Origin of the sequence: Lysinibacillus sphaericus (genome assembly GCF_002982115.1) — a bacterium.
GTDB classification, from domain to species: Bacteria; Bacillota; Bacilli; order Bacillales_A; family Planococcaceae; genus Lysinibacillus; species Lysinibacillus sphaericus.
Genome location: NZ_CP019980.1, coordinates 147664 through 172057, shown reverse-complemented (window position 1 = coordinate 172057; position 24394 = coordinate 147664). Strand labels below are relative to the sequence as shown.

The following is a 24394-nucleotide window of genomic DNA, read 5'->3' as shown; positions in this document are numbered from 1 at the left end:
AGGTGGGTGTTTATTGATGTAGATAGTTACTGCCGTTGATTTCCGCTGCGGGCGTTTCCATACATCACTCCAATTAACTACTAGATACTTTACACCAATACACTCAAACACCCACCCACACTGGTGATGGTTTTAAGGGCATAATGTCCGTGCGATTTTTTCAAAATAGCGAACACCATAAATCAAGGCATCCTCATCAATTTTAAAGCGAGGGTGATGCAAAGGATAGGCTTCACCAAAATCCTCATTATGCACCCCTATATACTGCATTGAAGAAGGAACAATCTCTGAAAAATCGGCAAAATCTTCTGTTCCAAACATTGGTGCAGGTAATTCCTGTACACCTTCTGCCCCTACAATATCCCCCGCTATTTGACGCGATAAAGCTGTAAGCTCCTTGTCATTGGTTACAGAAGGACAACCAAGTTCCCATTTAATATCTACTCTAGCCCCATGCATGGACGCTATACCATTGACAATCTTCTCTAAATAGTGACGAGCCTCCACACGTACTGTCGCATCAAGCGAACGAATTGTACCACCAAGCTCTGCCGTATCCGCAATAATATTTAAAGCTGTACCACAATGAAATTTTGCTACCGTTAAAACCGGAGCATGAATGCTTGGTACTTTACGCGACACAATAGTTTGCAATGCCACAACCATTTCTGACCCAATCAATAACGGATCAATTGCAACCTCTGGCGTCGAAGCATGTCCACCTCGACCGTAAATCTTAATCTCAAAATCATCTGCAGCTGCCGTAAACTTTCCATCCTTCATGGCAAATTGACCGACTTGATAATCCGGGCTTACATGTAATGCAAATGCATAATCTACATTATCCGCAACACCTAATGACACAAGTTGAGCAGCTCCCCCTGGCGTTACCTCCTCAGCATGCTGGAAAATAAAACGGATTTCACCATTGAAATCTGTACCCCGTTCAGCTAATACTTTCGCAGCACCTAATAACATCGCTGGGTGTGCATCATGCCCACAAGCATGCATCACCCCTGGATTTTTTGATTTAAATGGCAAATCGGTCTCTTCTTCAATTGGCAATGCATCAATATCTGCACGCAATAAAATCGTATGACCCTGCCCCTCCGTCTTCGTCCCTTTTAAACATGCATAAACACTCGTTTCTGTTAACCGTTTTACTTCTAAATGTGGGAATGTTATTAATTGCTCATAGATAAACTGTGCTGTTTGATGCTCTTGATGTGATAATTCAGGATACATATGTAAATGCTGTCTCCAAGCAATGACCTGTTGATGTAAATCTTTTGTTTTTATCATTTGTAAATCCTCCTATCATTCTCTAAATTAAAACGGGCCGTAATTCATAACGTGCGCAATAACTAATAAAATAATGGCTAACGTCGTTTGAATAACGAAGTATGGGAAAACCCATTTAAACCATTTGGAAAATGGAATACCTGCGATTGCTAAACCTGCTAACAAAACACCACTTGTAGGAATGACCATATTCGATATACCGTCTCCAAATTGGAAAGCCAATACGGCTGTCTGTCTTGTTACACCAATTAAATCAGCTAATGGTGTCATAATGGGCATTGTTAAAGCAGCTTGTCCACTACCTGATGGCACTAAGAAATTTAAACACAGTTGTAGCAAGAACATGCCTACTGCATTAATAGAAGCAGGTAGTACACTGACTGCATTCGCTACAAAATGTAAAATAGTATCAATTAAGCCACCCGATGTCGTAATAACGAGGATTGTTTGAGCAAAGCCAATAATTAAAGCACCCTCCACCATATCTCGCGCTCCTGAAATAAAGCCTTCAGCCATTTGATTTGGACTCATTTTACAAATTACCGACATAATAATGCTGCTTAATAAGAATACGCCACCAATTTCACTGATATACCATTGAAACTTAATAACCCCGACAATTAATGCAACAAAATTCGCTAACAACACCAGCAAAGCCAATAAATGACGACCGCTCATTTTAAAGTCTAAAGATAGTTCCACCGTTTCTTCTCTCTTAAACTTTCCGTAGATTCCTTTCGCTGGGTCTTCTTTCACTTTTTTTGCATGCCGAATAATATAAATTACTGTTAAAAGATAGAACACAACAAATACAATAATGCGATAAGACATACCTGAATACATTGGCAATTCAGCTATCGTTTGAGCAACGCCGATGTTAAATGGATTGGTAATGCCAGATGTAAAACCAGTTGCTAATGTCCCTAACATGACAATTGCAAAGCCTGTAATGGCATCCATTCCTAGAGCCATCGTTAATGGAATAATGATGGCAATATACACAAGTGTATCCTCTGCTGAACCGATTAATGTTCCTAAACTACCAAAGATTAATATCAGAATTGGAATTAACACGTACTCCTTCTGACCAAATTTAGAAGCCATTACTTTAATAAATGAATCGATCGCTCCCGTTTTTTGCATAATACCAAGCGCTCCCCCAAATAAGAAAACAAATAAAATAATGGAAGCACCTTCTAGCATCCCTAAATGGACACTATTGAATATTTCAAGGAAACCGACTGGACTCGAATCTATATAGTGAAATGATTCAGGGTCTACAACCATACGCCCGTTTATTTCAACTCGATCATACTGACCAGCTGGAATAATATACGTAAGGACACTCATAACTAAAATAATAATAAACATTAAAACAAACGCATTAATCCCCTTGATTTTCGGCTCTTCAACATTATGATTCTCTTGTAGATTTGCCATCCTCTCTCCCCTTTGCATTCGTAGTACAAAACCTTAAAGTAGCAACTTGCTACATAAGACAAAAAATCCACCATATACATTTCCACTATACGGAAATTAATTCCGATAAACGGAAATATATTAGTAAAAATATAAAAAAAGAAAACTTAAATGTCAATATTTTTTGATAATTCTGTTTAATAAAGAATTGAAAGATGCTCCCTTCATATAGCCAAAATCCCACGCTCCTTTCAGCAACAAAAAAGACTGTCCCATTTACCAGAACAGTCTCTTTAAAGATAAATCTCAGTACTTTACCTTTTTAGCCAATATTTTAAGTAGATTGATATGACGAATAAACTAATAAAAAAAGAATCGATTATTCTTACAACAAGAATGCCATAATTTAAAAATGGAACATGGTCAATGACATACCAACTAATTACTACTGAACATGTCATTACGAATAAGGATGACCAATAAATAATTTTATGTGTAACACCAACGGTAGCATTTCTATGTCTCTGAGATAATGCTCTGAAATACATATAACCAAATATCAAAATGAATCCCAGTAATGTACTACCATGTTGCAAAAACTTATACAAAGGTAGATGAAAACCATAAATACGATAGATTTTAGTAAATATTGTAGGGAAAGTAAGCACCATATAACCATTTATATGTGTAAAGGAATCCCATACGACATGAGTAAGCATGCCAAACAAGGCAGAATAAATAAACACGACTAATTTCAACAATTTATTGGAATCTACTCTATTTGTAGAAGTATCTTGTAGTATATTAGGCAAATAATGAACGAAGGTTTGGTGTATAAAGAAATGATAGATAAAGTAGATGAAAGCTACTAACGGTAGATTGAACGTAATAAACCCCATAAAAGTATGACCTATTTCACCCTTAGGTTGGCCTCTTAGAAAATACTCAAAGTCTGGCGCCATACTACCGATAACCATGGCAGAAAAATGAATATACTTACTTTTTCTTGAGAACGGTAATACGGCAGCGGGATGTGCAAAAGTAAGTGGCATTGTTGTAAACCCCTTTTTGAAAATTTAGCTTTTACTGTAAGTTCTCAAAAACTTTCCGAATAAAACTGTTGCTCAACTCCTTGTTATGCCTACAAGAATTGAACCTTTTTTTCAAGTAAAAGTATAAATTCTATAGGACGCAATGACAAATAAAAACGTAAATCATCGGTCCGAAGAAAGATATTACAACAACTAGAGCTACATCCCTGCCACTAAAAACGTTTCACTAGTTCCAATGAAAACCTTAAATATAAAATGTATAATCCTCTGGTATCACACGCTTTAAAAACTTTTTCGTCCGTTCTTCTTTCGGGCTAACGAATATATCATGTGGGCTTCCTTCTTCGACAACAACCCCACCATCCATAAAAATAACGCGGTTAGCTACATCCTTTGCAAAGCCCATCTCATGCGTTACAACAAGCATTGTCGTGCCCTCTTTCGCAATGTTCTTCATAACCGTCAATACTTCTCCCACTAGTTCTGGGTCAAGGGCAGAAGTCGGCTCATCAAATAAAATAATATCTGGGTTCAAGGCCACTGCACGGGCAATACCAACACGCTGCTGTTGACCGCCAGATAACTGACTTGGATAAGCATCATATTTTTCTGACAGCCCTACTTTATCAAGCGCTTTTTTACCGATTTCAATCGCTTCAGCCTTTGCTATTTTTCGGCCAATAACAAGTCCTTCTGTCACATTTTCTAAAGCTGTTTTATTCGTAAAAAGATTATAATTTTGGAATACAAACGCTACACGTTGACGAATAGCATGGACGTCCTTCTTTTTGACATTTTGAAAATCCACATCGATTGTACCGAATGTCGCATGCCCTTGGTCTGCCTTTTCTAAAAAGTTAATGCAACGCAATAAAGTCGTTTTACCTGAGCCACTCGGGCCTAAAATAACAACTACATCACCTTTATCAATCGATAAATCTACACCTTTTAAAATTTCATTATCGCCAAATGATTTATGAATATTTTTGATTGTTAACATAAAGATTCACCCCTTAGGCATTTGCCACTTTGTATTTGCTCAAATGTTGCTCGTATCGCTTAAACAAGTATTCAACCGTACTGCATAAAATTAAATACACGATGAATATATCAAGATATGCTTCCACATAATTGTAGCCCACATTTGCAGCAACTTTTGCCTTCAATGTAATTTCTGGTAAGGACATCGCATATCCCAATGACGTCGCTTTTATTAGGTTTACTGTTGCTGTACAAATATTCGGCATCGCCACTACTAATGCTTGTGGAATAATAATTCGGCGATAAGCTTGAAATGTCGTTAAACCCACTGCATGTGCCGCCTCTAGCTGACCCTTTTCAATGGTACCAAGTGCCGAACGGAATACCTCGATTAAAATAGCTGTTGTACTAAAAGCAAACACGATAAATGCATACCAAATTGGATTGATTTTATAAATGTCATAGGTAATATGATATTTTTCAAAAACCATTTTTAATATGAGTGGAATACTACTATAAATAATAAAAATCTGAATAATAATGGGCGTACCTCGAACAAAGGATACATAAATCTTTGCTAGATGATGTATAACCGGAATTTTATTAATGCGTGTCAGTGCTAATAAAAAGCCAAGTGGAAGAGCAACGAGTAATGCAACAACCGTTACAAGGAGTGCGATCGGTACACCCGATAATGCTACAAAAAAGGTTTCAACTAAAAATTGGTAGTTCATCATTACGCCCCCTTACGTTGTTTCTAACGTTCTTTTTCCCTTGCCAAAAAACTTTTCTAACATAGCAAAGAATTTTTCAATCACAATCGATAGTACCCAATAAACAATCGCAAGTGCGATATAGATTTCTAATGCATGCGCATTAATATTACTTGCAATAATTAAATTAGCCTTACCAACAATATCAATTAGCCCAATTGTGTATGCCAATGCTCCTTCTTGTAATAACGCAATCATGGCATTTCCGAAGTTTGGTAATGCGATTACAAGCGCTTGAGGGAAAACAATGCGGCGATAAGCTTGGAACGGTGTTAACCCTACACTAACAGCAGCTTCAAACTGTCCCTTATTAATCGCCAAATAGGAAGACCTAATCACCTCAGACATAATTGCAGCAAACTGCAATGTAAATGTCACGACGACGAAGAAGGCTGTCTCTATCGCATGAAGATTTAAACCGATGTTTTCTGCTAATGCAGGTACCCCATAATAAACAAGGAATAATAGAACAATGGATGGCGTACAACGCATAATAGTTGTATATAAATTCGCCATTTTTTGTAATACCTTCATTGAACTTAACTTTGCAGCGGCTAATAATAAGCCGAAGAATATACCTAGTACAATGGAAGACCCTGCAACTAAAAAGGTTACTTTTAAAAACGGCAATAATAAGGGAATAGCGTTCCAAATGTACGATGCATCAAAATACTTCTCCATTTCCTCACCAACTTTATCAATGTCTTCACTAAAGGCAGCTAAATTTCAACGCCTTCGCTCTCCGTTTATTAAGAAAGACTGCTGAGTAACTTGACTCAGGCAGCCTTTTAAAAATTATCGATTTACGTTTTCTAACACTTCAAATAAATCACGGCCATAAAACTCTTTACTTAATTCACTTGTTTTCTTTTGTTCTTTAATTTGGGCAATCGCTTTATCATAAGCATCCGCAAATTCTTGTTCTTTTTTATTGAACAGTGGCCATGTTTTAATCACTGCAAATTCGTTATAAACAACCTCATCCTTCAAATTATGATAAGCGCCATCGTCCGCTAATACTTGCTGCTTAAATGGACCTTCAATCATGACACCACCATCAACGCGCCCTTCATTTACCCATTGCACAACATCGACAGTAAAGGCATCACCTGCTTGTAATTTTACTTTGTTGTTAGGATTTGCTTTGTTGTACTCATCGATAATTGTATACTGGGCATTGTTAGCAGCAATCGGCGCTAATGAATATCCTTTTGACGCAAAATCCGCTAATGTTTTAATCCCTTCATCTTCTTTGCGTAGCACTAAACCTGCACTACTTAATCCTAAAAATTCTTTAGGGAAAATGAATTTCTCTGTACGTTCCTGCGTGAAGAATGCATTTTTCACACCGACTTGGTACTTTCCTTGCTCTACACCGATTAATAAATCATCACTTGTAGTTCCAACATATTCGAACTTATATTCAGGTAATAGTTCATCTACTAGCTTCATTACTTCCACGTCGTAGCCTGTTGGATTACCTTTATCGTCAATATAGCTAATCGGTTTAGATGCTTGATCGTATGCTACCTTCACAGTACGTACTTTAACCCCATCTTCTGTTTCATTTTTAGAAGCTTCGCCCGAACTGCATCCTGCTAAAATAGCAAGAGAGGCCAACCCGACTGCTGCAATTTGAAATAATTTTTTCTTTTGTTTAAACATATGTCATTTCTCCTTCATCTCAAGTGATTATATGATTACTGTTCAGATAATTTTTGTTGCTCAATGGCAGCTGTCGCTAATTTTAGTATCGTCATATCATCCATTGGTGGATTATGTAATCCTGCACGAACATTACGATAATAGCGTTGTAACGGGTTCGTAAGCTGTAAACTTTTTGCTCCAACAACGCGCATCGCCTTATCCACGACATCAATCGCAATATTCGTCACCGTATGCTTGGCAACCGCCATTTCATTCGTTAAAGTATGTCGTCTTGTTGGATCATCATAAGCCTCTGCCACGCCATAAAGGACAAAACGTGCCTGATGTAGCTTTAATTCAATGTCTCCTAATAACTGCTGTACATTTGGTAATGTGCTAATCGGGGCATTTAAACTGTTTGGTTGATGATGATTAGCGAAATGTAACGCATAGTCTCTCGCTGCCTGTGCAATCCCTAAGTAAGTTGCAGGGATGTGCAAAATCCAGCCATTAATCTTGCCACCACTTGGATGACTCGGCAATTCTACTAAATGATTAGTAGGAACCACTACGTTCTGTAATACTAAATCATGACTGCTTGTGCCACGCATCGCTGACATTTGCCAATTTTCTTCAATTGATAGCCCTGCTACATCTTTATGAATGAGGAAAAAGCCAATTTGCCCTTTTTCTTCAATCCAAGCAGACGTTAAGAAATAATCGAGTACGGGCGATGCAGTCGTAAATATTTTACGGCCATTTAATAACCAGCCATCCGCTGTCGATACGGCATTTGTTCCTGGACGGCCACCTCGCGTTGGACTACCAGTTGCTAATTCACTGACGGCTCGATTGATAATGGCACCTTGTTGTACTTTCTGTGCGAATTTTTGGAGTAAATCCTCAGCCCATAGCTTTTTGTCATATATTTCGCCAACAACACCTAATGTCCATCCGAGTGAAAGAGAGGCGTTTTCATCGTAACTAGCTAATGTTTCTTGAACGAGAATCATATCGTAAACAGATAATCCTTCTCCTCCATATTGTTTCGGTAAAGTTAGTTTTGGATAGCCGATTTGTAATAGTAGCTTATATGCCTCAAATGGAAACCGGGACTGTTCGTCGACTTCTACAGCCTCCGATTTGATTGGCTCTGCAATTGAAGCCAACTGCTCTAGCCAGTAACGCTGACGCTCCGTTTTAATAAATAACTCTTTCACAAAAATCTCCTTCTTCCCAAATTATATAAAACATATATATTTACTAAGAATTAACGGTTTAAAAAAAATCTCTACCTACATTAAGTAGTGAGATAACTTGTGGTACTGAATTTTCTGATTCATTGACATTATGATACTTTCAACATGGTTAATTGTCAATGGGCTAATCACAAGTTTTTTAGTAAGTATTATAGGATTTATTCCCCTCTTTTATTTCACAACTTATTTTATGCACCAAGCTGTATTCAAAACATATGCTAACACTAAGAAAGAGGTGTATAAATGAACAATAATTTAAATCCATCTCCAAGTACTATCAGCATGACCCAAATGGCTCCTCAAATTATTCAAACAAAATTTGGAGATATTAACGGTGATGGTTTTTTTGAAACTGTATTTTTAATGGGTACTAAAACACCCGATAGCCCGCTCTGGAAAAACATTACACTTGTCATCTTTTACGGGCAGACACGGCAATTCGAACAAATCGGGCTGAAAGAAAACGTTGGCTATAGTCCTACCATTTTTCTCGGAGATTTTACTGGAGATCATATAGAAGATATTATGGTGATTTCTGATACTGGTGGTAGTGGAGGAATTATTAACGGTGAAATTTTTTCATCTATAAACGGCAAAGTACGTTCAATATTTGATACCGAGTCATTTAATAATAAACTAACTTACTCAGTCAACTACTTAAATAACTATAAAGCATCCGTGCGGAGTTTTAATCCTAAAAAGCAATATATTCTGGATTTACAATATAAAGGACCCGAGTACTTAGCGGAAATTTATAATCAAGATGGCACATTAAAGCAACCGATTGAAGGTTGGGTTGACCCTATCAGTGGATTATACCCTGTTGATTTTGATCGTGATGGCACATATGAAATATTAGCTTATCAAGAAATTGCGGGCAGATATCATGCGGATGGGTTAGGATATGTTGAAAACATTTTAAAATGGAATGGTCGGGAGTTTGTCGTTGATCGACAATCTGTAGCCATTTATGGTGAGGATTTAACATAAACGCTCATTAAGACAGGTAGCCCTCTGGAAATAGAACTACTTTGGTGTTTATATAAAAAAATCCGTAGACAGCCCTACGGATTTTTAGTAATGAGGGGTTTAAAGCCCCCCTTTTTTTATTTTTCCACTAAAGCGAAGTAATTGTTTTCAGGATCCGCAAAGTTAAAAACTCTACCGATTGGCATCATGACTAAATCCCCTACTTTAATTCCTTTCGTTTGGAAATCTTGATACATGTCAGTTATGTTATCAGCGTAAAACATAATAGAAGGTGTCCCTAAATTTAATTCCGGTTGCATTTTTGCAATTACTTCTTTATTGTGCAGTACGAATGACGTTTGGGCATCCTTTGTAGGAGCAATTTCAATCCAACGCATCCCTGCTTCCTTATTATCAGCTACTACTACAAATCCTATTTTTTCAGTCCAAAACGCGACAGCTGCATCTTGATCATTTACATATAACATTACTTGTCCAATTTGTTGAATCATTACAAATTCCCTCCTCTTCTGAGCAATAGTATACATCAATTAGAACATTTCTATGTCTATCAACAAAGAATGTTTTTCAAGTTTTGAGATATTTTTTCGATACGATCAATTATCTAAAAATAAAAACCGATAAGGGCTTAACTTTTATTGTATATTTGTTAAAATTAGCTAGTCGTCTATTATTTACCTTCTTGGGGAAAAGTATAGAACAATAACAATAAAACATTTTTAGTGAGGATAATACAATTGACAAAACTAAGTTTACGGAAAAAGCTCATTTTTTCATTCTTAGCAATGCTTCTCATCCCAACTTTATTAATCGGTATCATTTCTTATCAAAGTGCAGAGAAGCAAATTTCTAAGGAACAACAAGCAAGTACAAACGAAAGTATTCGTATGCTTAATACGAATATTACTAGTACAATTAAGCCAAAGATTGAGGACATTCAATATTTTACTAAGAAACTTAATCAATCTTACTTACAAGAAAGTAAAGTGCCGGAGCTTAAGTCACTATTTAAAGAATACGTAAATATGCATCCAGAGATTGAACTTGTCTATTTTGGGACAAGTGAGGGCAAAATTCTCGATGAGCCCGCTCAGCAATATCAAAGTGACTTTGACCCACGAACAAGACCTTGGTATACACAAGCAGTAAACAACAAAGGGCAGGTAACGATTACAGAACCCTATATTTCACAAGCTTCTGGTGACATGGTTATTACAATTACACAAGCATTGCCAGATAATTCTGGAGTCATCGGATTAGATCTCAATATATCTACATTAAGTGCCCTTACGAATGATATTCGTATTGGAAAAACAGGCTTTGCCTCACTATTAGATAACAACAAACTATATATTTCTCAACGTGATAAAGAAAGTGGTTCCAAGGCTACTGAAAGTTATATCGCTAAAATTTATGAACAGGATAGTGGCACAATTTTAGAAGCTGATCGACAGCTACAATTTATCACAAATGAACTAACGGGTTGGAAACTTGTTGGTACAATGTTCACAGCTGAAGCGACAAAGGCGGCCGCTACAACGTTTAATATGAACTTAATCATTATTGCGGTGTCCATTGTTGTGGGTGTAATGTTTATGCTGATTATGATTCGTTCTGTCGTAAATCCAATTAATCGACTAAAACATAGTGCTTTAAAAATTAGTGAAGGCGATTTAACGGAATTTATCGAAATTCACTCTAAGGATGAAATTGGCTTACTTAGTGAAGCATTTATTTCAATGAAGGTGAACTTGAAAAACCTGATTCGCAATGTTGACCGCAGCGTCCAACATGTACAAGAATCCGCACAAGGATTATCTGCCCACGCAGAGCAAAATATTGCTTCTTCTGAGCAGGTTTCACAAGCGATGCAACAAGTAGCGATTAGTGCAGAAAGACAGACAACAGGTATCGACCAAAATGCTATCTCTATCGAAGAAATTGCACAAGGAATCGTTGAAGTAGCAGATAGCGCAATGCAAGTGACAGACCTTTCTAACCACGCGATTGTGCAAGCCGAGGAAGGTGGTCAATCCGTTGAACGCACTGTAAATCAAATGGTATCAATTAATGAATCCGTGACACAATCAGACAGAATGATTAAGTCGCTTTATGATCGGACAAAAGAAATTGGTTCAATATTAGAAATTATTAGTGCGATTTCCGACCAAACAAATTTACTAGCATTAAATGCTGCGATTGAGGCTGCTAGAGCAGGCGAGCACGGTAAAGGATTTGCTGTCGTAGCTGATGAAGTAAGAAAATTAGCCGAGCAATCACATCAATCTGCTGAGCAAATTTCTTCGCTTATTACAGGGATTCAACAAGATACGGCTAAATCGGTGGAAACGATGATCAAAGCTTCTTCTGATGTACATGAAGGTTTACAGCTATCAGAAGATACAAGTAAAAAATTCGCGAGCATTACTGAAAGTTTACGTAATATTGCACCGAAAATGGAAGGTATCTCTGCATCTGCTCAAGAAATATCAGCTGTAGTGGAAGAAGTTACTGCAACGGCAATCGAGCTAACTGATCATGCAAAAATGAATGCAGCAGCCTCTGAAGAAGTTGCCGCTTCAACTGAACAAACATTGTCCTCTATGCAGGAGATGACATCCGCAGCTAAAGCTTTACTCGATATGGCGGACGAGTTACAAAGCTTTGTAGGTCGTTTTAAATATTAAGAGGCTGGGACATAACTAAAAAATTTAAGGAACAGAGAAAAGATGTTCATAAATTTTTGCTATTTATGGCTCTTCTTGCTTTGCAATAAAGAGAAGTGTTCAAGCGGAGACGGTGACTCCGGCTGGAACAGCACACAATGTAAGACGCGGGCATTCCGCGCGTTAGCAAGGGTTGCGGCTTACGGTGCTGAGCGGAAAGCATCGTCGTAGCGGACAACAACGACATAGCAAAAAAGTGTTAGATTGATTAGGTTCAATCTAACACTTTTTCTCTTTTGTCCCAGCCTATTTCAATTTTCCTATCTAGCTTTTTCCTCATGGCTAAACTGCCACTCGATACCAAACTTATCTGTAAGTGAACCGTAACATTTACTCCAAAATGTTTCTTGAAGTTCCATCGTCACTTTGCCACCCTCTTTCAGTTTTTCAAACGCTTGTCGTAACTGCGCTTCATCATCTGTTACAACAGCTAATGTGACATTGTTACCAATGGTAAACGGTGAACCTGGGAATGTATCCGAAAACATTACCGTACTGCCTAAAATGGATAAGCGTGTATGCATAACGAGATTTTTCGCTTCCTCTGGTAATGGATAGCTTGGATCACTTGGTGAATCTCCAAATGTCATAATTTCAGCCTTGTCCGTATTAAAAACTTGCTCATAAAATGTTACAGCCTCTCGACAATTGCCATTGAAAATTAAATACACCTCTACTGCCATGCTCACCACTCCTCTGTCATTTATGAAACAACTCTATTGTACTTAGATAGCGAACGATAAGCTAGTCTTACCATTAGGAAATCCTCCATAGTTTTACTTCTAACATTCATATTATACTGTCAAAAAAGGATATGCTTTTCTATGTTTTAGTACCTTTCTTGTCTCCAACTGTCTATTTTTTATTTATTTTGATAAAATCTTTGACTTTTCATTGAAAATCATGTAAATTACCAAATGGCGAACAATTTAAAATAAACATCGAAAAATATTCGTATTTTAGGAGTGTATATAATGGATAACGTATTTGATTATGAAGATATTCAACTAATTCCCGCAAAATGTATTGTAAACAGTCGATCAGAATGTGATACATCTGTTACATTAGGCGGACACAAATTTAAATTACCTGTAGTCCCTGCAAATATGCAGACTATTATTGATGAAAGTATTGCCGCTAAGCTTGCTGAAAACGGTTACTTTTATATTATGCACCGTTTCAACCCTGAAACGCGTATTAGCTTTATTAAAGATATGCAAAGCCGTGGCTTAATTGCTTCCATTAGTGTCGGTGTAAAAGATGAGGAATATACATTTGTAGAAGAATTAGCAAGTGCTGGCTTAGTTCCGGAATTTATTACAATTGATATTGCACATGGTCATTCAAACGCTGTCATTCGTATGATTCAACATATTAAACAACATTTACCAAATAGCTTTGTTATTGCTGGTAATGTTGGTACACCTGAAGCGGTACGTGAGCTTGAAAACGCTGGTGCAGATGCTACAAAAGTTGGTATTGGGCCAGGTAAAGTATGTATTACAAAAATTAAAACTGGTTTTGGCACAGGTGGTTGGCAATTAGCAGCACTACGTTGGTGTGCAAAAGCTGCAACGAAACCAATTATTGCGGATGGTGGTATCCGCACAAATGGTGATATTGCGAAATCTGTACGTTTCGGTGCTTCAATGGTCATGATTGGTTCTTTATTTGCAGGCCACGAGGAATCGCCAGGTGAAACGATTGAAATCGATGGCAAATTAGTAAAAGAATACTTCGGCTCTGCATCAGAATTCCAAAAAGGTGAGAAGAAAAATGTCGAAGGTAAAAAAATGTTTGTAGAACATAAAGGTAGCCTAAAAGATACGTTAATTGAAATGCAACAAGACCTTCAATCATCTATTTCTTATGCTGGTGGCACGAAGCTAGAGGCTATTCGCAACGTAGATTACGTTATTGTAAAAAATTCAATTTTTAATGGCGATAAAGTTTACTAAGCACTATTAGCTTAACGTAAAGTACCCTATAGGATAGACAACAATCTATCTTATAGGGTACTTTTCACTTTTCATACGATTATGGCGAAAGTTGATAACTCTACACAATGCACTTGAAATATCCCATAGACAAAGAAACAAGCCCCCAAAGGAGCTTGCCTGTTTGAAGTACATCTTTATGCTTTACTAATCGCCTTTAAAGATTAGATATTACAGCTTGTTGATTACAGCATGTAAAGTTTCTTGTAATTCTGCATCATGATCAGAAAGGTCTACAAGGTTACCTAAACGCTCACGTAATACAGGACGTTCAATGACTAATTTCTCGTCAAGAACTTGAACTAATAACTCAATAATAAGACGGTCACGAACATTTAACGCCTCTTCTAAACGCTCTGGTGTAATTTTTGCATCAGATTTTGCTGATTTTGCCATTTAAAAAAACCCCTTTTATTTTATATTCATGCAACTCTATTTTATCATACAGCCTAAATTTTTTAAAAACTTTCTTTTACAATACTATACAGTTATTTACAGTATTACGCATCTTCTGTTTACGTTATCATGTTATATTCAATAAAAGTAAGAAAATACACCAAATAACTCAAATTTTTGTGAAATTGCTATTCTCTTTTCGACGTTTTATTCATATTCTATAAGATAAATATTATGTTTAAATAAGAAGATGGAGGAATTACATGAATCACAAGCATAATACGTATCAACAACTTGTAAAAGCTGTCCCAAAATCTTTACAATTATTTCTCAACGTCTGCCTTGTATTATTAGCACTTATACTGTCCTTCCTGCTTATGAAAGAGCTCATTGAGTTTCTAAACATCTTATTAAAAGGCGGTACTAGTGACTACAAACTTTTCCTAGCAAATATTCTTATTTTCTTTTTGTATTTTGAATTTATTACAATGATTATTAAGTACTTTAAAGAGGATTACCATTTCCCGCTACGATACTTTATCTATATAGGGATTACAGCGATGATTCGCTTAATCATTGTCGAACACGATCATGCCATTAACACATTAATCTATGCCCTTATTATTTTAATATTAATTATTAGCTATTTTATTATTAATATTACACCTTTAGAAAGACCCGTCCGTTCATCCATCCTAATGAAAAAGGATTAACACGAAAAAATTTTAACGTCTTTCTTCTATTAGAATGCTGTTACACACGTTGGTTTATTCAAAACAAAGAAGAACTTGTGCAATTCCTGTAAAAACTGTTCATCACTAATCTTTAGCATGCCGAGCATAAATAATTCTTGAACCGTCACCACACCCATCACTAGCGAAGAAAGCTCCGCAATATCAATTGTCATTTCTACATCATAGTGTGCGTTTTCTAACATCTCCAGAGCGCCATCTACCGCTCTTATTATAAGAGGCTTATTATTTTCTTCTAACAACGAATCATAAACAGTAAGCTTAAACGTTATATTGCTATTATTAAAATGATGTCGCTTGAGTTCCTGAAAGAAACCTCTTACATTGATTATCCGATACATTAAACCAATCCCTACAATAGCATTGGCATGGTATACACTCGGAATTAAATGATTGGATTCATTACGGACATCCCCTAAAAAGAAATGAATATTGTCATCCTGTGTATGCCATTCAATTCGATTTACTTGATCTGCCTGACTATTTAAAAACGTACTAAGCTCCAGTAAAGCCTCGGGTGTTTCATATAAAAATTCTTTTATAACCATATTATTCAGCAAAAAATTCGACTCACTTTGCTTTTTAAATGAAAATACGATATAGCCTTCTATATGGTCACCTTTGTCGACTGCAATAATATAGTTTTGCGAACTTTGAAAAATGCTATCCAACTCATTTTTTGTTTTTAAAAACATACCATGCTTTTTCAGTGCTATTCTGTTATAACATTCTTCCAACAATTGCTGATCCTGTTGATGTAAATATTTAAGATGCTGTTTGGTGGACCCTTTCGGAAAGCTTGATGGTTGGACTGAATATTGGTACATTTTCGGTCCATAGCCAAAGCCCATTTTTTTATAAAAATCCGGTCTAAATGGATATAAGGCAACGATGTGCACATCCTTCTCTAAAAAAATTTGAAAGAAATGATCGATTAGTTCTTTAGCAACTCGCTCTTTTTTATGCAGTAAGTCTACTGCAACTTGACCAACACCACCAATTGGAATGATATTCGAAAATAAGTTCATTTTAAAATCATGGATACGCATACCACCCAATAAATTGTGGTTTTCCCATAGTCCATAATAATTTATAGTGGGTTCATTGCTCATGTTATGCTTAAAAATGGATACTAATCGCTCCTTTGTTTGTGGAGAAGTTTGCACGACTCCCGGATAAGCACCAATAACAATATCTACATATTTTAAAACTTCTTCTTCTTCTTGAATTTTCTTTACAATTCGCATATACACCCTCCTATTATTATAAAAATATTTGGCTTAATGCCATTTGCTTTCACATTAATTCCCGCCCCTATTAATAACATATATTACCACACACTATTCATTACTGTATGATAACTGTAGAGAAGCTAAAAAATGTGTGTCGATAAAAATGTGCCTTCGAAGGCACGGGGCTGTTAGCTTCCCCCAATATCAACATGTTCGCTGGGAAATGCAAAACAGAGAGCGTAGTAGTTGCCTCAAATATGATGTGTTGAAACGCTATTTCTTTTGCTTCTAACAACGTTGTTAGAGCTATATACATTACTATAAGGAGGATGACAAAGTTGGATTTGATTGATGCCTATATTTATGAAGTGATTCGAAGGATTCCTAAAAAGAAAAGGGACGCGATTGGAGTTGAATTAAAATCTACAATTGAAGATATGTTACCCGAGGATTTTTCAGAATTAGAGGTAAAAGAAGCTCTTTTAAAACTTGGAGACCCAGCAATACTTGCTGCGAGCTATCAACAGGAACCGAAATATTTAATTGGTCCTGAACTGTACAGCACTTACATGCAGACAATCAAAGTAGTGCTTCCTTGGGCAATCCTTATTACAATAATTGTACTTCTTGTAAAAAGTATTTTTTCCTTCCCAGCGGATGGATTGCTGTTGTCTGCTATTATTCAAGCCATATCTATAACGATTGCCACTATGATCGAAGTAGTCTTACAAGTACTGTTTTGGATTACCATTGCCTTTATCATAACGGAACGCTATGGTAACACGAAAAATCTACTATTCTTTATGAAAAGCAACAAAGAATGGACACCGGAAGATTTAAAGAAAACAAAAATTATCGACAAAGACAATTATATACCGCTTACTGATATTATCTTTAGCATATTAGGAATAGCCATTTTTACGTTTGTTTATTTGAATGCCGCTCATCTGATTGGAATTTACTCTTCGGATGAAAGAAGTGGCTTAAAATTTGTTATGCCTATTTTCAACCAAGATACCCTCTTGTCTTATAGACCGATTATTTTATTTTGCATCGTTTTAAGTATGGCTTTAACCATATATAAATGGAAGGTTAGACAATGGACCATGCCGATTGCCATTATAAGTGCCGTTCTTCAATGTATGGGTACAATTGTGTTGATTGTCATGGCAAATCAGCCTGATATTATTCATAGTGCGGCAATACCCTATATGGCGGCTATTATGGAAACCACTTCTACAAAGATTTTGTTTACGCTAGATCGCATACTACTTGTCGTAATTACTCTGACGATTCTAGCAAGTGTATTTGATATTTATAGTGGCTTTAAAAAGGCTAAAAAGCGCTAAAATTCTTTATGAAAAATAGTTTAAATCACCAAACAGAAAGGGTAATAAATTAATATTGATTTTTTTTCATATTTTTTCACTACTCGTTGTGACTTTCACCTATAGTTAACAGAGGTTTAGCAATAAAAAACAAACTTATTTCCTAGTAAAATATACCTTAAATTCATTAAAATACCGTTATTCTCTAATATTTTGTATAATAATGATGTTAAGAGTATTTTTAATACAATTTATAATCTGCACTTCATCAATGGTTCAAGCAGAATAAGGGGAAAAAACTATGACAATTCTTCTTGTAGATGACAATTCAGTCAATCTATTCGTAATCGAAAAAATTTTAAAAAATGCAGGTTATGATAACTGTGTATCTCTTTCATCAGCTTATGAGCTTTTCGACTATCTTCAGTTAGATGCAAAAAATCCCGCAGGTACTTCTGTCGAGCTGATTTTATTAGACATTATGATGCCTGAAATAGATGGTATTGAAGCTTGCAAACGGATAAAACAAAATGAAAAATTCAAAGATATTCAAATTATTTTCGTTACAGCATTAGAAGATAAAAACAAGCTTGCGGAAGCACTCGATATTGGAGGGGTCGATTATATTACAAAGCCCATCAATAAGACGGAACTTCTTGCAAGAATTCGTGTTGCTCTAAGATTAAAGGCTGAATTAGATTGGCATATGAAACAAGAAATGAAAATCAAGTATGAATTAGATTTAGCCACACGTGTACAACGCAGTTTACTAAGTGCACCTTTAACTGAAGATCATATTCAAATCGAGGTATCCTACCTCCCCTCTTCAAATTTAGCAGGGGATATGTACTATTGGTATAAAATTAACGATCACCGTTACGCGGTTATTTTACTCGATATGATGGGTCACGGTATACCAGCAGCGCTCGTTTGTATGTTTATCTCTTCTGTACTAAGGGAAGCTGTCAAACAGTTGGTGGAACCCGAGCTCGTTATTAAGGAACTAAATCGTTATATGACGCTTCTGCAAAATGCAAAGGAAGAAAATATTCATTACTTTACAGCTATTTACATAGTGATTGATACGGAACAAAAAACAATTGAATACGTTAACGCGGGCCATCCTGCTGGATACGCACTTGTTGATGAAACTACACTAGTTCCTTTAAACCAAGGAAGCTGTGCTGTCGGCTTTTTTGAAGAAATAAAGGTACAAAAACAAACAATACAATATCAAAAGGATGTTCAAATTGTTTTATATACAGATGGGGTTTTAGAGGCGATGGGACCATGCGAAATAGAATCTGAAAAACTTTTACAAAAACTAACCTCAAACAAATGGAATTATACACAATGTCTGATTGATAATTTACTACCTAAAGAAAAGCAAAAAAACCAACCGGACGATATGTGTGTATTAATGATTCAAGCACAAGCAATGTAAATTTAGGAGTCAATAATTTCAAAAATCCGCATACATTTCTGCTGCTGCCAAGCGTAAACGCAATGTCTGCAACAGAATGTATAGCGGATTTTTTCTATGACTACCTTCTATTTTTTTTGATAAATTTTTTCAATGGCAACAGTTTCTTTATATTTTGAAATGATCCCGTCACAACGTAGCGTTTCTTTATCACCTAAACATAAAAAGCCATCTCGGCTTAGACTATCGTAAAATAAATGATGTACTTGGCTTTGTAGAGCAGGAGAAAAATAAATTAAAACATTGCGGCAGACAATCACATGAAATTCATTAAAGGATTGATCTGTTACTAAATTATGCTGTGCAAAAATAATATTTTTTAAAAGTTCCGGATGGAAATAGGCGTATTGATAGTCAGTTTTATAGTATTCCGAAAAAGCATGATTCCCCCCCGCAAGCATATAATTCGTTGTATATGCTTGCATTTTTTTTATTGAGAAGGCGCCCTTTTTTGCCTTTTCTAACACATGCTCATTCATATCCGTAGCGTAAATCACAGACCTATCTATTAGTCCTTCTTCCTGTAATAATATAGCCATTGAGTACACCTCTTCGCCTGTAGCACATCCTGCATGCCATATACGAATTTCTGGGTACTGTCTTAAATAGGGCACAACTTCTTTACGGAACGCTTTAAAAAAGCTAGGATTACGAAACATTTCTGTGACATTGATAGAAAAATCATTCAAGAGCTGTTCCAAAAAACTTTCTTCATGTATCGCTTTTTCTTGTACCCGGGAAATAGTCGGTATATTACTCACCCTCATCCGATTATAAATGCGACGAGAAATAGATGAGCGATTATATTGTCGAAAATCAAAACCGGATAAACGATAGATAGCTTCGAGTAGTAACTCAATTTCCATATCCGCATGCTTATTCATTTGTTGCTTTAGCTCAAAATTTTGGAATTGATTATCCATGCTTATTTTTTAACTCCCTTTAGAAACTAGCCATACGCGTAAGACCGATACTAATTGATCTAGATTTAACGGCTTACTAATATAATCAGATGCACCTGCTTCTAGAGATTTATCACGATCTGTACTCATTGCTTTTGCTGTTAAAGCGATAATTGGCAAATCAGTAAGCTTCATTTTCGTACGAATAATAGACATTGTTTCATATCCATCCATATTCGGCATCATAATATCCATCAGAATAAGATCTATTTTATTATTCGTCTCCATAATCTCTAAACATTCTAATCCATCTTTTGCAACGAGAATATTCATGCCTCTTTTTTCAAGCGCTGCTTTCAATGCATAGATATTGCGATTATCATCATCTACGATTAAAATATTTTTCCCTTGGAAAACTTCTACTTCTTGTGGAGAAACCTGATAGCTTTCCTCTACTTGCTCTTCCACTTCTTCAACAATGTCATCTGCTTCTAGTGTAGCGACCACTTCAACATAAGCGGAATCTATGGCTGTCGTATTTAAGCCGTTAGGTAAACTTGGAATAGTGAGCGTAAAGCTACTGCCTTTCCCTTCTTCACTTTGTAATGCAACCCAACCTCCAAGTAATTTTGCAAATTCCTTACAAATGGATAAACCAAGACCTGTTCCACCATATTTACGTACAGTAGCCCCATCTGCTTGTTGGAAGGATTCAAAGATTAGCTGATGCTTGTCCTTTGGAATACCTATTCCCGTATCAGATACCGTAATTTCAAGCCATTCTGTGCTTACTTCTTGCATATTAGATGTTAGTTGTTGATGATCAAGCTGCTTAATATTTAAATGTACATAACCCTGTTCCGTAAATTTCAATGCATTTGATAATAAATTTTTTAAAATTTGTTGGAATCTCTTTTCGTCTGTATAGAAAATATCGACTACGTTTGGTGCTTTCGAAATATGCAATTCTAAATTCTTTTTCTTAGCTACTGGCGCAAAGATTTGCTCTATTTGCATTGGCAATTCACTCATATTTACTTCATCAAAAATAATTTCAATTTTACCAGCCTCAACCTTTGATATATCTAAAATATCATTGATTAATGCAAGTAGATCCTCACCAGAAGAATGAATGACTCTTGCAAATTCCATCTCTTCTTCCGTTAAATTATCGTTGCCATTCTCTGATAACATTTCAGACAAAATTAAAATGCTATTTAATGGTGTCCGTAATTCGTGGGACATGTTGGCTAAAAACTGAGATTTGTAATTAGAATTTAATACAAGTTGCTCCGCACTATCTTCTAAATCTTTTTTGGCGCTCTCTAATTCTTTCGTTTTCATTTCAGCTTCTTTTGTTCTTTCCTCAAGCTGTTCATTAATCATCGTGAGCTCTTCTGTTTGCATTTGTAACTCTTCCGATTGCGTTTGTAGCTCTTCCGATTGTACTTGTAATTCCTCTGTCATGGCTCTTGATTCATTTAAGAGTCGTACAATTTCCATACGTCCTAAAATGCTATTGACCGTTAATCCAAATGTTTCGATTACTTGGTTCACCAATTCCTGCTGTAACGCTGTATAACTCTTCATCGTCGCAAGTTCTACGACAGCTATAACCTCATCTTCGAATATAATGGGGAAAATAAAAATACTCTTTGGTGGTGCTTCACCTAAACCTGTTCCGATTAAACGATAATCTTGCGAAACATCGTGATTAATGAAAACCCGTTTTTCAAGCGCACATTGACCAATTAAACCTTGTCCAATTTTAAATTGGTCAATACCAACCTTGTCTCCCATGTCAGCAAAGGACGCTTTCTTCACAAAGCAGACTTCGTTATTGTGCATTTCTCGCACATAAAATGCACCGAAGGATGATTGTGTTTTTTGCGCCATTTCTGAAAGAAAAGTTTCAGCCAATTTCGTGATAGCAGAAATACCTTGATATTTTGTAACGATTTCAGCGATATTAGCTTGCAGCCATTCTCTTCGCTCAAGTGTATCTAACAACTCATTTGTCGCATCTGCCAGCGCATTAATTTCATCATTCGTTTTAACGTGAATCCTTGTTCGATGATTACCTTTTGAAGCGGCAATTTCTTTAATTGTTTGTGTGACCTCTGTTATTGTTTTGACGATTGAACGTGAAATCCCACTAGCTATAACAATCGCAATAAAAGATACAAGCACTAAGATACCAAATAATGCCGTAGTTAAATTACTATTTGTTTTGTCTAATTGTTTTGCTTTAGTTTGCGTAAATGCGTTCTCATCTGCACGGAAAGCGTCAAATTGCTTTCGCATCGTGTCCATATCTTTGCGTCCAACATCTACTTTAAAAAATTCTTGCAATGCTAGGAACTGACCCCAATAGGTATAGACAAATAAAAAAAGCATCTTCGATTGAAATTCGGGTATAGATACTTAAATTTCAATTTGGAGGTGTTTTTTCTATGGGAACAAGAGTGAGTTATCCCTATGAAGTAAAAATGAAAGCGATTAAGATGCGATTAGCGGGTGTACCTGTCAAACAGATTCTATTGGAATTAAATATACGCCATAAAACACAGGTCGAAACATGGGTGCGTTGGTATAGAAATGGTGAAGTCAATCGTTTGAAACAACCTGTAGGCAAACAATATATCTTTAATAAGGGTCCTGAACCGGACAATGAACAAACGAAATTAGCATTGGAAAACCGTTATTTAAAGCAACAAATTGAGGTGCTAAAAAAGTACGCAGAGTTGGAGAGGAAGTGGTTGGAGAAGTAGCAGTACAGTTAGTTGCGTCACTAAGAAGCATGATGTCTGTAAAGGACATTTGTAAACACTTTGGGATTGCACGATCTACCTACTATCGTTGGAAACAGGCATCAACCGATGCAAGGTCTCGTCAAGCAATAGAGAGACGTATCGGTGAACTCTGTCGAGCAAATAAATTTCGCTATGGCTACAGAAAAATTACAGCACTCTTACGTCAAGAAATGTGCGTCAATCATAAAGTGGTTCAACGTATCATGCAAAAATATGGTTGGCAATGTCGCGTGAAAGTGAAAAAACGGAAACGAACAGGACAACCTTATGCAATCGCAGCAAATTTATTAAATCGCGATTTTGAAGCCACCGCACCGTTACAGAAGCTCGTAACTGATATTACTTACTTGCCATTTGGTCAAAAACAGTTGTATCTTTCAAGTATTCAAGATTTATATAATGGTGAAATTATTGCCTATTCGATTGGAGACTGCCAAGATACTGATTTTGTGCTGGATACATTAGCTCAACTTCATCATTTGCCCGAAGGGTGTACGTTGCACAGTGACCAAGGGGCGGTATACACATCGTATGATTATCAACAGGCCGTAAAAGCAAAAGGCATTACCATGAGCATGTCCCGTAAAGGTACGCCCGCTGATAATGCCCCAATCGAATCGTTTCATTCTGTGTTAAAGTCTGAAACATTCTACTTAGACAATTTGAACAGTACTACGACGGCCATCGTAGAACAAACTGTCAAAGACTATATAAACTATTATAACAATAACCGAATTCAAACGAAACTAAACAACCAGTCGCCGGTTCAATACCGACAACTGGTTGGGTAATGCTTTTTTGATTACTGTCTTATATATCGGGGTCAGTCCCGCTACCGTATTCTTTTCTTTTTTTAAATGTATTGTCGGTTCACCAGATGTCGCAATCCAATGTTCTATCGTAGCCTTAATAGTTTCTAACTTCTTTTGCTGATTGCCCCTATTTTCTAATAACTGATAGAGTTCATCATAGTCAATCTTCCAATTTTCTTCGGCATTTTCGTATGGCTCTAAATAGCTCGAATCACCCGTAATAATATAGCCTCGTTGGCTCGTTTCCATATCTAAAATATATTTTTCAATACGATTTGTAAGTGTTTGTACTTGAGAATCATATTTAATAATAAAATTCCTTTCCTTTTGTAGGGAAGTAATTTGATTGTTTAATATAATCACTGACGCAAGTAAACAAAGAATAATAACTACATAACCGAGGGTAATCTTAGTCCGAATACCCATTTTCATTTTTTTATCCATTGTATTCCCTACCTTTACCTGTCCTACTAACATATTAACAGTATAATGATGGAATTAAAAATTACAGATGCACTTCACCTTTTATC

22 protein-coding genes are annotated in these 24394 nt (G+C 36.3%); 7 read left to right on the top strand and 15 right to left on the bottom strand.

Translation table 11 applies throughout. The features are described from left to right. Positions 1 to 132: 132 nt before the first annotated feature. From LS41612_RS00780 to LS41612_RS00745, 8 genes are all read right to left on the bottom strand, one after another. Positions 133 to 1302, bottom strand: coding sequence for a M20 metallopeptidase family protein (locus LS41612_RS00780; RefSeq protein ID WP_024364433.1), 1170 nt, complete (start codon positions 1300 to 1302; stop codon positions 133 to 135). A 27-nt stretch (positions 1303 to 1329) separates the two neighbouring features. Continuing rightward, entirely contained in the window at positions 1330 to 2742 is a 1413-nt protein-coding gene (locus LS41612_RS00775) for a YfcC family protein (RefSeq protein ID WP_024364434.1), read from the bottom strand. A 293-nt stretch (positions 2743 to 3035) separates the two neighbouring features. Continuing rightward, complete coding sequence (locus LS41612_RS00770; RefSeq protein WP_024364435.1) at positions 3036 to 3773, bottom strand: DUF4184 family protein; 738 nt, start codon at positions 3771 to 3773, stop codon at positions 3036 to 3038. A 244-nt stretch (positions 3774 to 4017) separates the two neighbouring features. Continuing rightward, entirely contained in the window at positions 4018 to 4773 is a 756-nt protein-coding gene (locus LS41612_RS00765) for an amino acid ABC transporter ATP-binding protein (protein ID WP_024364436.1), read from the bottom strand. 13 nt (positions 4774 to 4786) lie between these two features. Further along, positions 4787 to 5491 carry an amino acid ABC transporter permease gene (locus LS41612_RS00760; RefSeq protein WP_227665391.1) on the bottom strand — a complete coding sequence of 235 codons (705 nt, stop codon included), beginning with the start codon at positions 5489 to 5491 and terminating at the stop codon, positions 4787 to 4789. 9 nt (positions 5492 to 5500) lie between these two features. Continuing rightward, complete coding sequence (locus LS41612_RS00755) at positions 5501 to 6208, bottom strand: amino acid ABC transporter permease (protein WP_024364438.1); 708 nt, start codon at positions 6206 to 6208, stop codon at positions 5501 to 5503. 114 nt (positions 6209 to 6322) lie between these two features. Then, positions 6323 to 7192, bottom strand: coding sequence for a transporter substrate-binding domain-containing protein (locus LS41612_RS00750; protein ID WP_024364439.1), 870 nt, complete (start codon positions 7190 to 7192; stop codon positions 6323 to 6325). Between the two features lie 35 nt (positions 7193 to 7227). Continuing rightward, positions 7228 to 8394 carry an acyl-CoA dehydrogenase family protein gene (locus tag LS41612_RS00745; protein ID WP_024364440.1) on the bottom strand — a complete coding sequence of 389 codons (1167 nt, stop codon included), beginning with the start codon at positions 8392 to 8394 and terminating at the stop codon, positions 7228 to 7230. A gap of 282 nt (positions 8395 to 8676) precedes the next feature. On the opposite strand from LS41612_RS00745, the gene LS41612_RS00740 reads away from it, so the two are divergent. Further along, a complete protein-coding gene (locus LS41612_RS00740; RefSeq protein ID WP_024364441.1) occupies positions 8677 to 9423 on the top strand; it encodes a YybI family spore inner coat protein in 747 nt (248 codons plus the stop codon). A 116-nt stretch (positions 9424 to 9539) separates the two neighbouring features. Here the strand turns inward: LS41612_RS00740 and LS41612_RS00735 are convergent, their stop codons facing one another. Further along, a complete protein-coding gene (locus tag LS41612_RS00735) occupies positions 9540 to 9914 on the bottom strand; it encodes a VOC family protein (protein WP_024364442.1) in 375 nt (124 codons plus the stop codon). A gap of 246 nt (positions 9915 to 10160) precedes the next feature. Here LS41612_RS00735 and LS41612_RS00730 point away from each other — a divergent pair, with 246 nt between their 5' ends. Further along, the gene (locus tag LS41612_RS00730; protein ID WP_024364443.1) at positions 10161 to 12110 is read left to right on the top strand and encodes a methyl-accepting chemotaxis protein; all 1950 of its coding nucleotides are present in this window, start codon (positions 10161 to 10163) and stop codon (positions 12108 to 12110) included. A 299-nt stretch (positions 12111 to 12409) separates the two neighbouring features. Here LS41612_RS00730 and LS41612_RS00725 read toward each other — a convergent pair whose 3' ends face one another. Further along, positions 12410 to 12832: a VOC family protein gene (locus LS41612_RS00725; RefSeq protein ID WP_024364444.1), complete on the bottom strand. Its 423-nt coding sequence runs from the start codon at positions 12830 to 12832 to the stop codon at positions 12410 to 12412. Between the two features lie 291 nt (positions 12833 to 13123). Between LS41612_RS00725 and guaC the strand changes: the two genes are divergently transcribed. Beyond that, entirely contained in the window at positions 13124 to 14107 is a 984-nt protein-coding gene (gene guaC, locus LS41612_RS00720) for a GMP reductase (RefSeq protein ID WP_029747417.1), read from the top strand. A 210-nt stretch (positions 14108 to 14317) separates the two neighbouring features. Here guaC and LS41612_RS00715 read toward each other — a convergent pair whose 3' ends face one another. After that, a complete protein-coding gene (locus tag LS41612_RS00715; protein ID WP_024364446.1) occupies positions 14318 to 14542 on the bottom strand; it encodes a hypothetical protein in 225 nt (74 codons plus the stop codon). 263 nt (positions 14543 to 14805) lie between these two features. Here LS41612_RS00715 and psiE point away from each other — a divergent pair, with 263 nt between their 5' ends. Next, positions 14806 to 15255 (top strand): phosphate-starvation-inducible protein PsiE, encoded by a 450-nt coding sequence (gene psiE, locus LS41612_RS00710; RefSeq protein WP_024364447.1) that lies wholly within the window; start codon positions 14806 to 14808, stop codon positions 15253 to 15255. Between the two features lie 29 nt (positions 15256 to 15284). On the opposite strand, the gene LS41612_RS00705 is transcribed toward psiE, so the two are convergent. Continuing rightward, entirely contained in the window at positions 15285 to 16541 is a 1257-nt protein-coding gene (locus tag LS41612_RS00705) for a GNAT family N-acetyltransferase (RefSeq protein WP_024364448.1), read from the bottom strand. A 323-nt stretch (positions 16542 to 16864) separates the two neighbouring features. On the opposite strand from LS41612_RS00705, the gene LS41612_RS00700 reads away from it, so the two are divergent. Together LS41612_RS00700 and LS41612_RS00695 are read left to right on the top strand one after the other, a co-directional pair. Next, entirely contained in the window at positions 16865 to 17875 is a 1011-nt protein-coding gene (locus LS41612_RS00700) for a hypothetical protein (protein ID WP_024364449.1), read from the top strand. Between the two features lie 280 nt (positions 17876 to 18155). Next, positions 18156 to 19298: a SpoIIE family protein phosphatase gene (locus LS41612_RS00695; protein WP_024364450.1), complete on the top strand. Its 1143-nt coding sequence runs from the start codon at positions 18156 to 18158 to the stop codon at positions 19296 to 19298. A gap of 107 nt (positions 19299 to 19405) precedes the next feature. Here LS41612_RS00695 and LS41612_RS00690 read toward each other — a convergent pair whose 3' ends face one another. Together LS41612_RS00690 and LS41612_RS00685 are read right to left on the bottom strand one after the other, a co-directional pair. Beyond that, the gene (locus LS41612_RS00690) at positions 19406 to 20260 is read right to left on the bottom strand and encodes a CheR family methyltransferase (protein ID WP_024364451.1); all 855 of its coding nucleotides are present in this window, start codon (positions 20258 to 20260) and stop codon (positions 19406 to 19408) included. Between the two features lie 9 nt (positions 20261 to 20269). Next, entirely contained in the window at positions 20270 to 22636 is a 2367-nt protein-coding gene (locus tag LS41612_RS00685; protein ID WP_024364452.1) for a hybrid sensor histidine kinase/response regulator, read from the bottom strand. Positions 22637 to 22692: 56 nt separating this feature from the next. On the opposite strand from LS41612_RS00685, the gene LS41612_RS00680 reads away from it, so the two are divergent. After that, a protein-coding gene (locus tag LS41612_RS00680) for an IS3 family transposase (RefSeq protein WP_105928880.1) occupies positions 22693 to 23843 on the top strand; the annotation gives its coding sequence in 2 pieces (ribosomal slippage) (positions 22693 to 22966 and positions 22966 to 23843; 1152 coding nt in all). On the opposite strand, the gene LS41612_RS00675 is transcribed toward LS41612_RS00680, so the two are convergent. Continuing rightward, complete coding sequence (locus LS41612_RS00675) at positions 23799 to 24308, bottom strand: CHASE3 domain-containing protein (protein WP_105928881.1); 510 nt, start codon at positions 24306 to 24308, stop codon at positions 23799 to 23801. The genes LS41612_RS00680 and LS41612_RS00675 overlap by 45 nt on opposite strands. Positions 24309 to 24394: the final 86 nt, after the last annotated feature.

What these genes read in the sequence shown, in the direction of transcription:
- LS41612_RS00780 (WP_024364433.1), bottom strand. Translation starts at nt 1,302, where the DNA reads ATGATAAAAACAAAAGATTTACATCAACAGGTCATTGCTTGGAGACAG.
- LS41612_RS00775 (WP_024364434.1), bottom strand. Translation starts at nt 2,742, where the DNA reads ATGGCAAATCTACAAGAGAATCATAATGTTGAAGAGCCGAAAATCAAG.
- LS41612_RS00770 (WP_024364435.1), bottom strand. Translation starts at nt 3,773, where the DNA reads ATGCCACTTACTTTTGCACATCCCGCTGCCGTATTACCGTTCTCAAGA.
- LS41612_RS00765 (WP_024364436.1), bottom strand. Translation starts at nt 4,773, where the DNA reads ATGTTAACAATCAAAAATATTCATAAATCATTTGGCGATAATGAAATT.
- LS41612_RS00760 (WP_227665391.1), bottom strand. Translation starts at nt 5,491, where the DNA reads ATGATGAACTACCAATTTTTAGTTGAAACCTTTTTTGTAGCATTATCG.
- LS41612_RS00755 (WP_024364438.1), bottom strand. Translation starts at nt 6,208, where the DNA reads ATGGAGAAGTATTTTGATGCATCGTACATTTGGAACGCTATTCCCTTA.
- LS41612_RS00750 (WP_024364439.1), bottom strand. Translation starts at nt 7,192, where the DNA reads ATGTTTAAACAAAAGAAAAAATTATTTCAAATTGCAGCAGTCGGGTTG.
- LS41612_RS00740 (WP_024364441.1), top strand. Translation starts at nt 8,677, where the DNA reads ATGAACAATAATTTAAATCCATCTCCAAGTACTATCAGCATGACCCAA.
- LS41612_RS00735 (WP_024364442.1), bottom strand. Translation starts at nt 9,914, where the DNA reads ATGATTCAACAAATTGGACAAGTAATGTTATATGTAAATGATCAAGAT.
- LS41612_RS00725 (WP_024364444.1), bottom strand. Translation starts at nt 12,832, where the DNA reads ATGGCAGTAGAGGTGTATTTAATTTTCAATGGCAATTGTCGAGAGGCT.
- guaC (WP_029747417.1), top strand. Translation starts at nt 13,124, where the DNA reads ATGGATAACGTATTTGATTATGAAGATATTCAACTAATTCCCGCAAAA.
- LS41612_RS00715 (WP_024364446.1), bottom strand. Translation starts at nt 14,542, where the DNA reads ATGGCAAAATCAGCAAAATCTGATGCAAAAATTACACCAGAGCGTTTA.
- psiE (WP_024364447.1), top strand. Translation starts at nt 14,806, where the DNA reads ATGAATCACAAGCATAATACGTATCAACAACTTGTAAAAGCTGTCCCA.
- LS41612_RS00705 (WP_024364448.1), bottom strand. Translation starts at nt 16,541, where the DNA reads ATGCGAATTGTAAAGAAAATTCAAGAAGAAGAAGAAGTTTTAAAATAT.
- LS41612_RS00695 (WP_024364450.1), top strand. Translation starts at nt 18,156, where the DNA reads ATGACAATTCTTCTTGTAGATGACAATTCAGTCAATCTATTCGTAATC.
- LS41612_RS00690 (WP_024364451.1), bottom strand. Translation starts at nt 20,260, where the DNA reads ATGGATAATCAATTCCAAAATTTTGAGCTAAAGCAACAAATGAATAAG.
- LS41612_RS00685 (WP_024364452.1), bottom strand. Translation starts at nt 22,636, where the DNA reads ATGCTTTTTTTATTTGTCTATACCTATTGGGGTCAGTTCCTAGCATTG.
- LS41612_RS00675 (WP_105928881.1), bottom strand. Translation starts at nt 24,308, where the DNA reads ATGGATAAAAAAATGAAAATGGGTATTCGGACTAAGATTACCCTCGGT.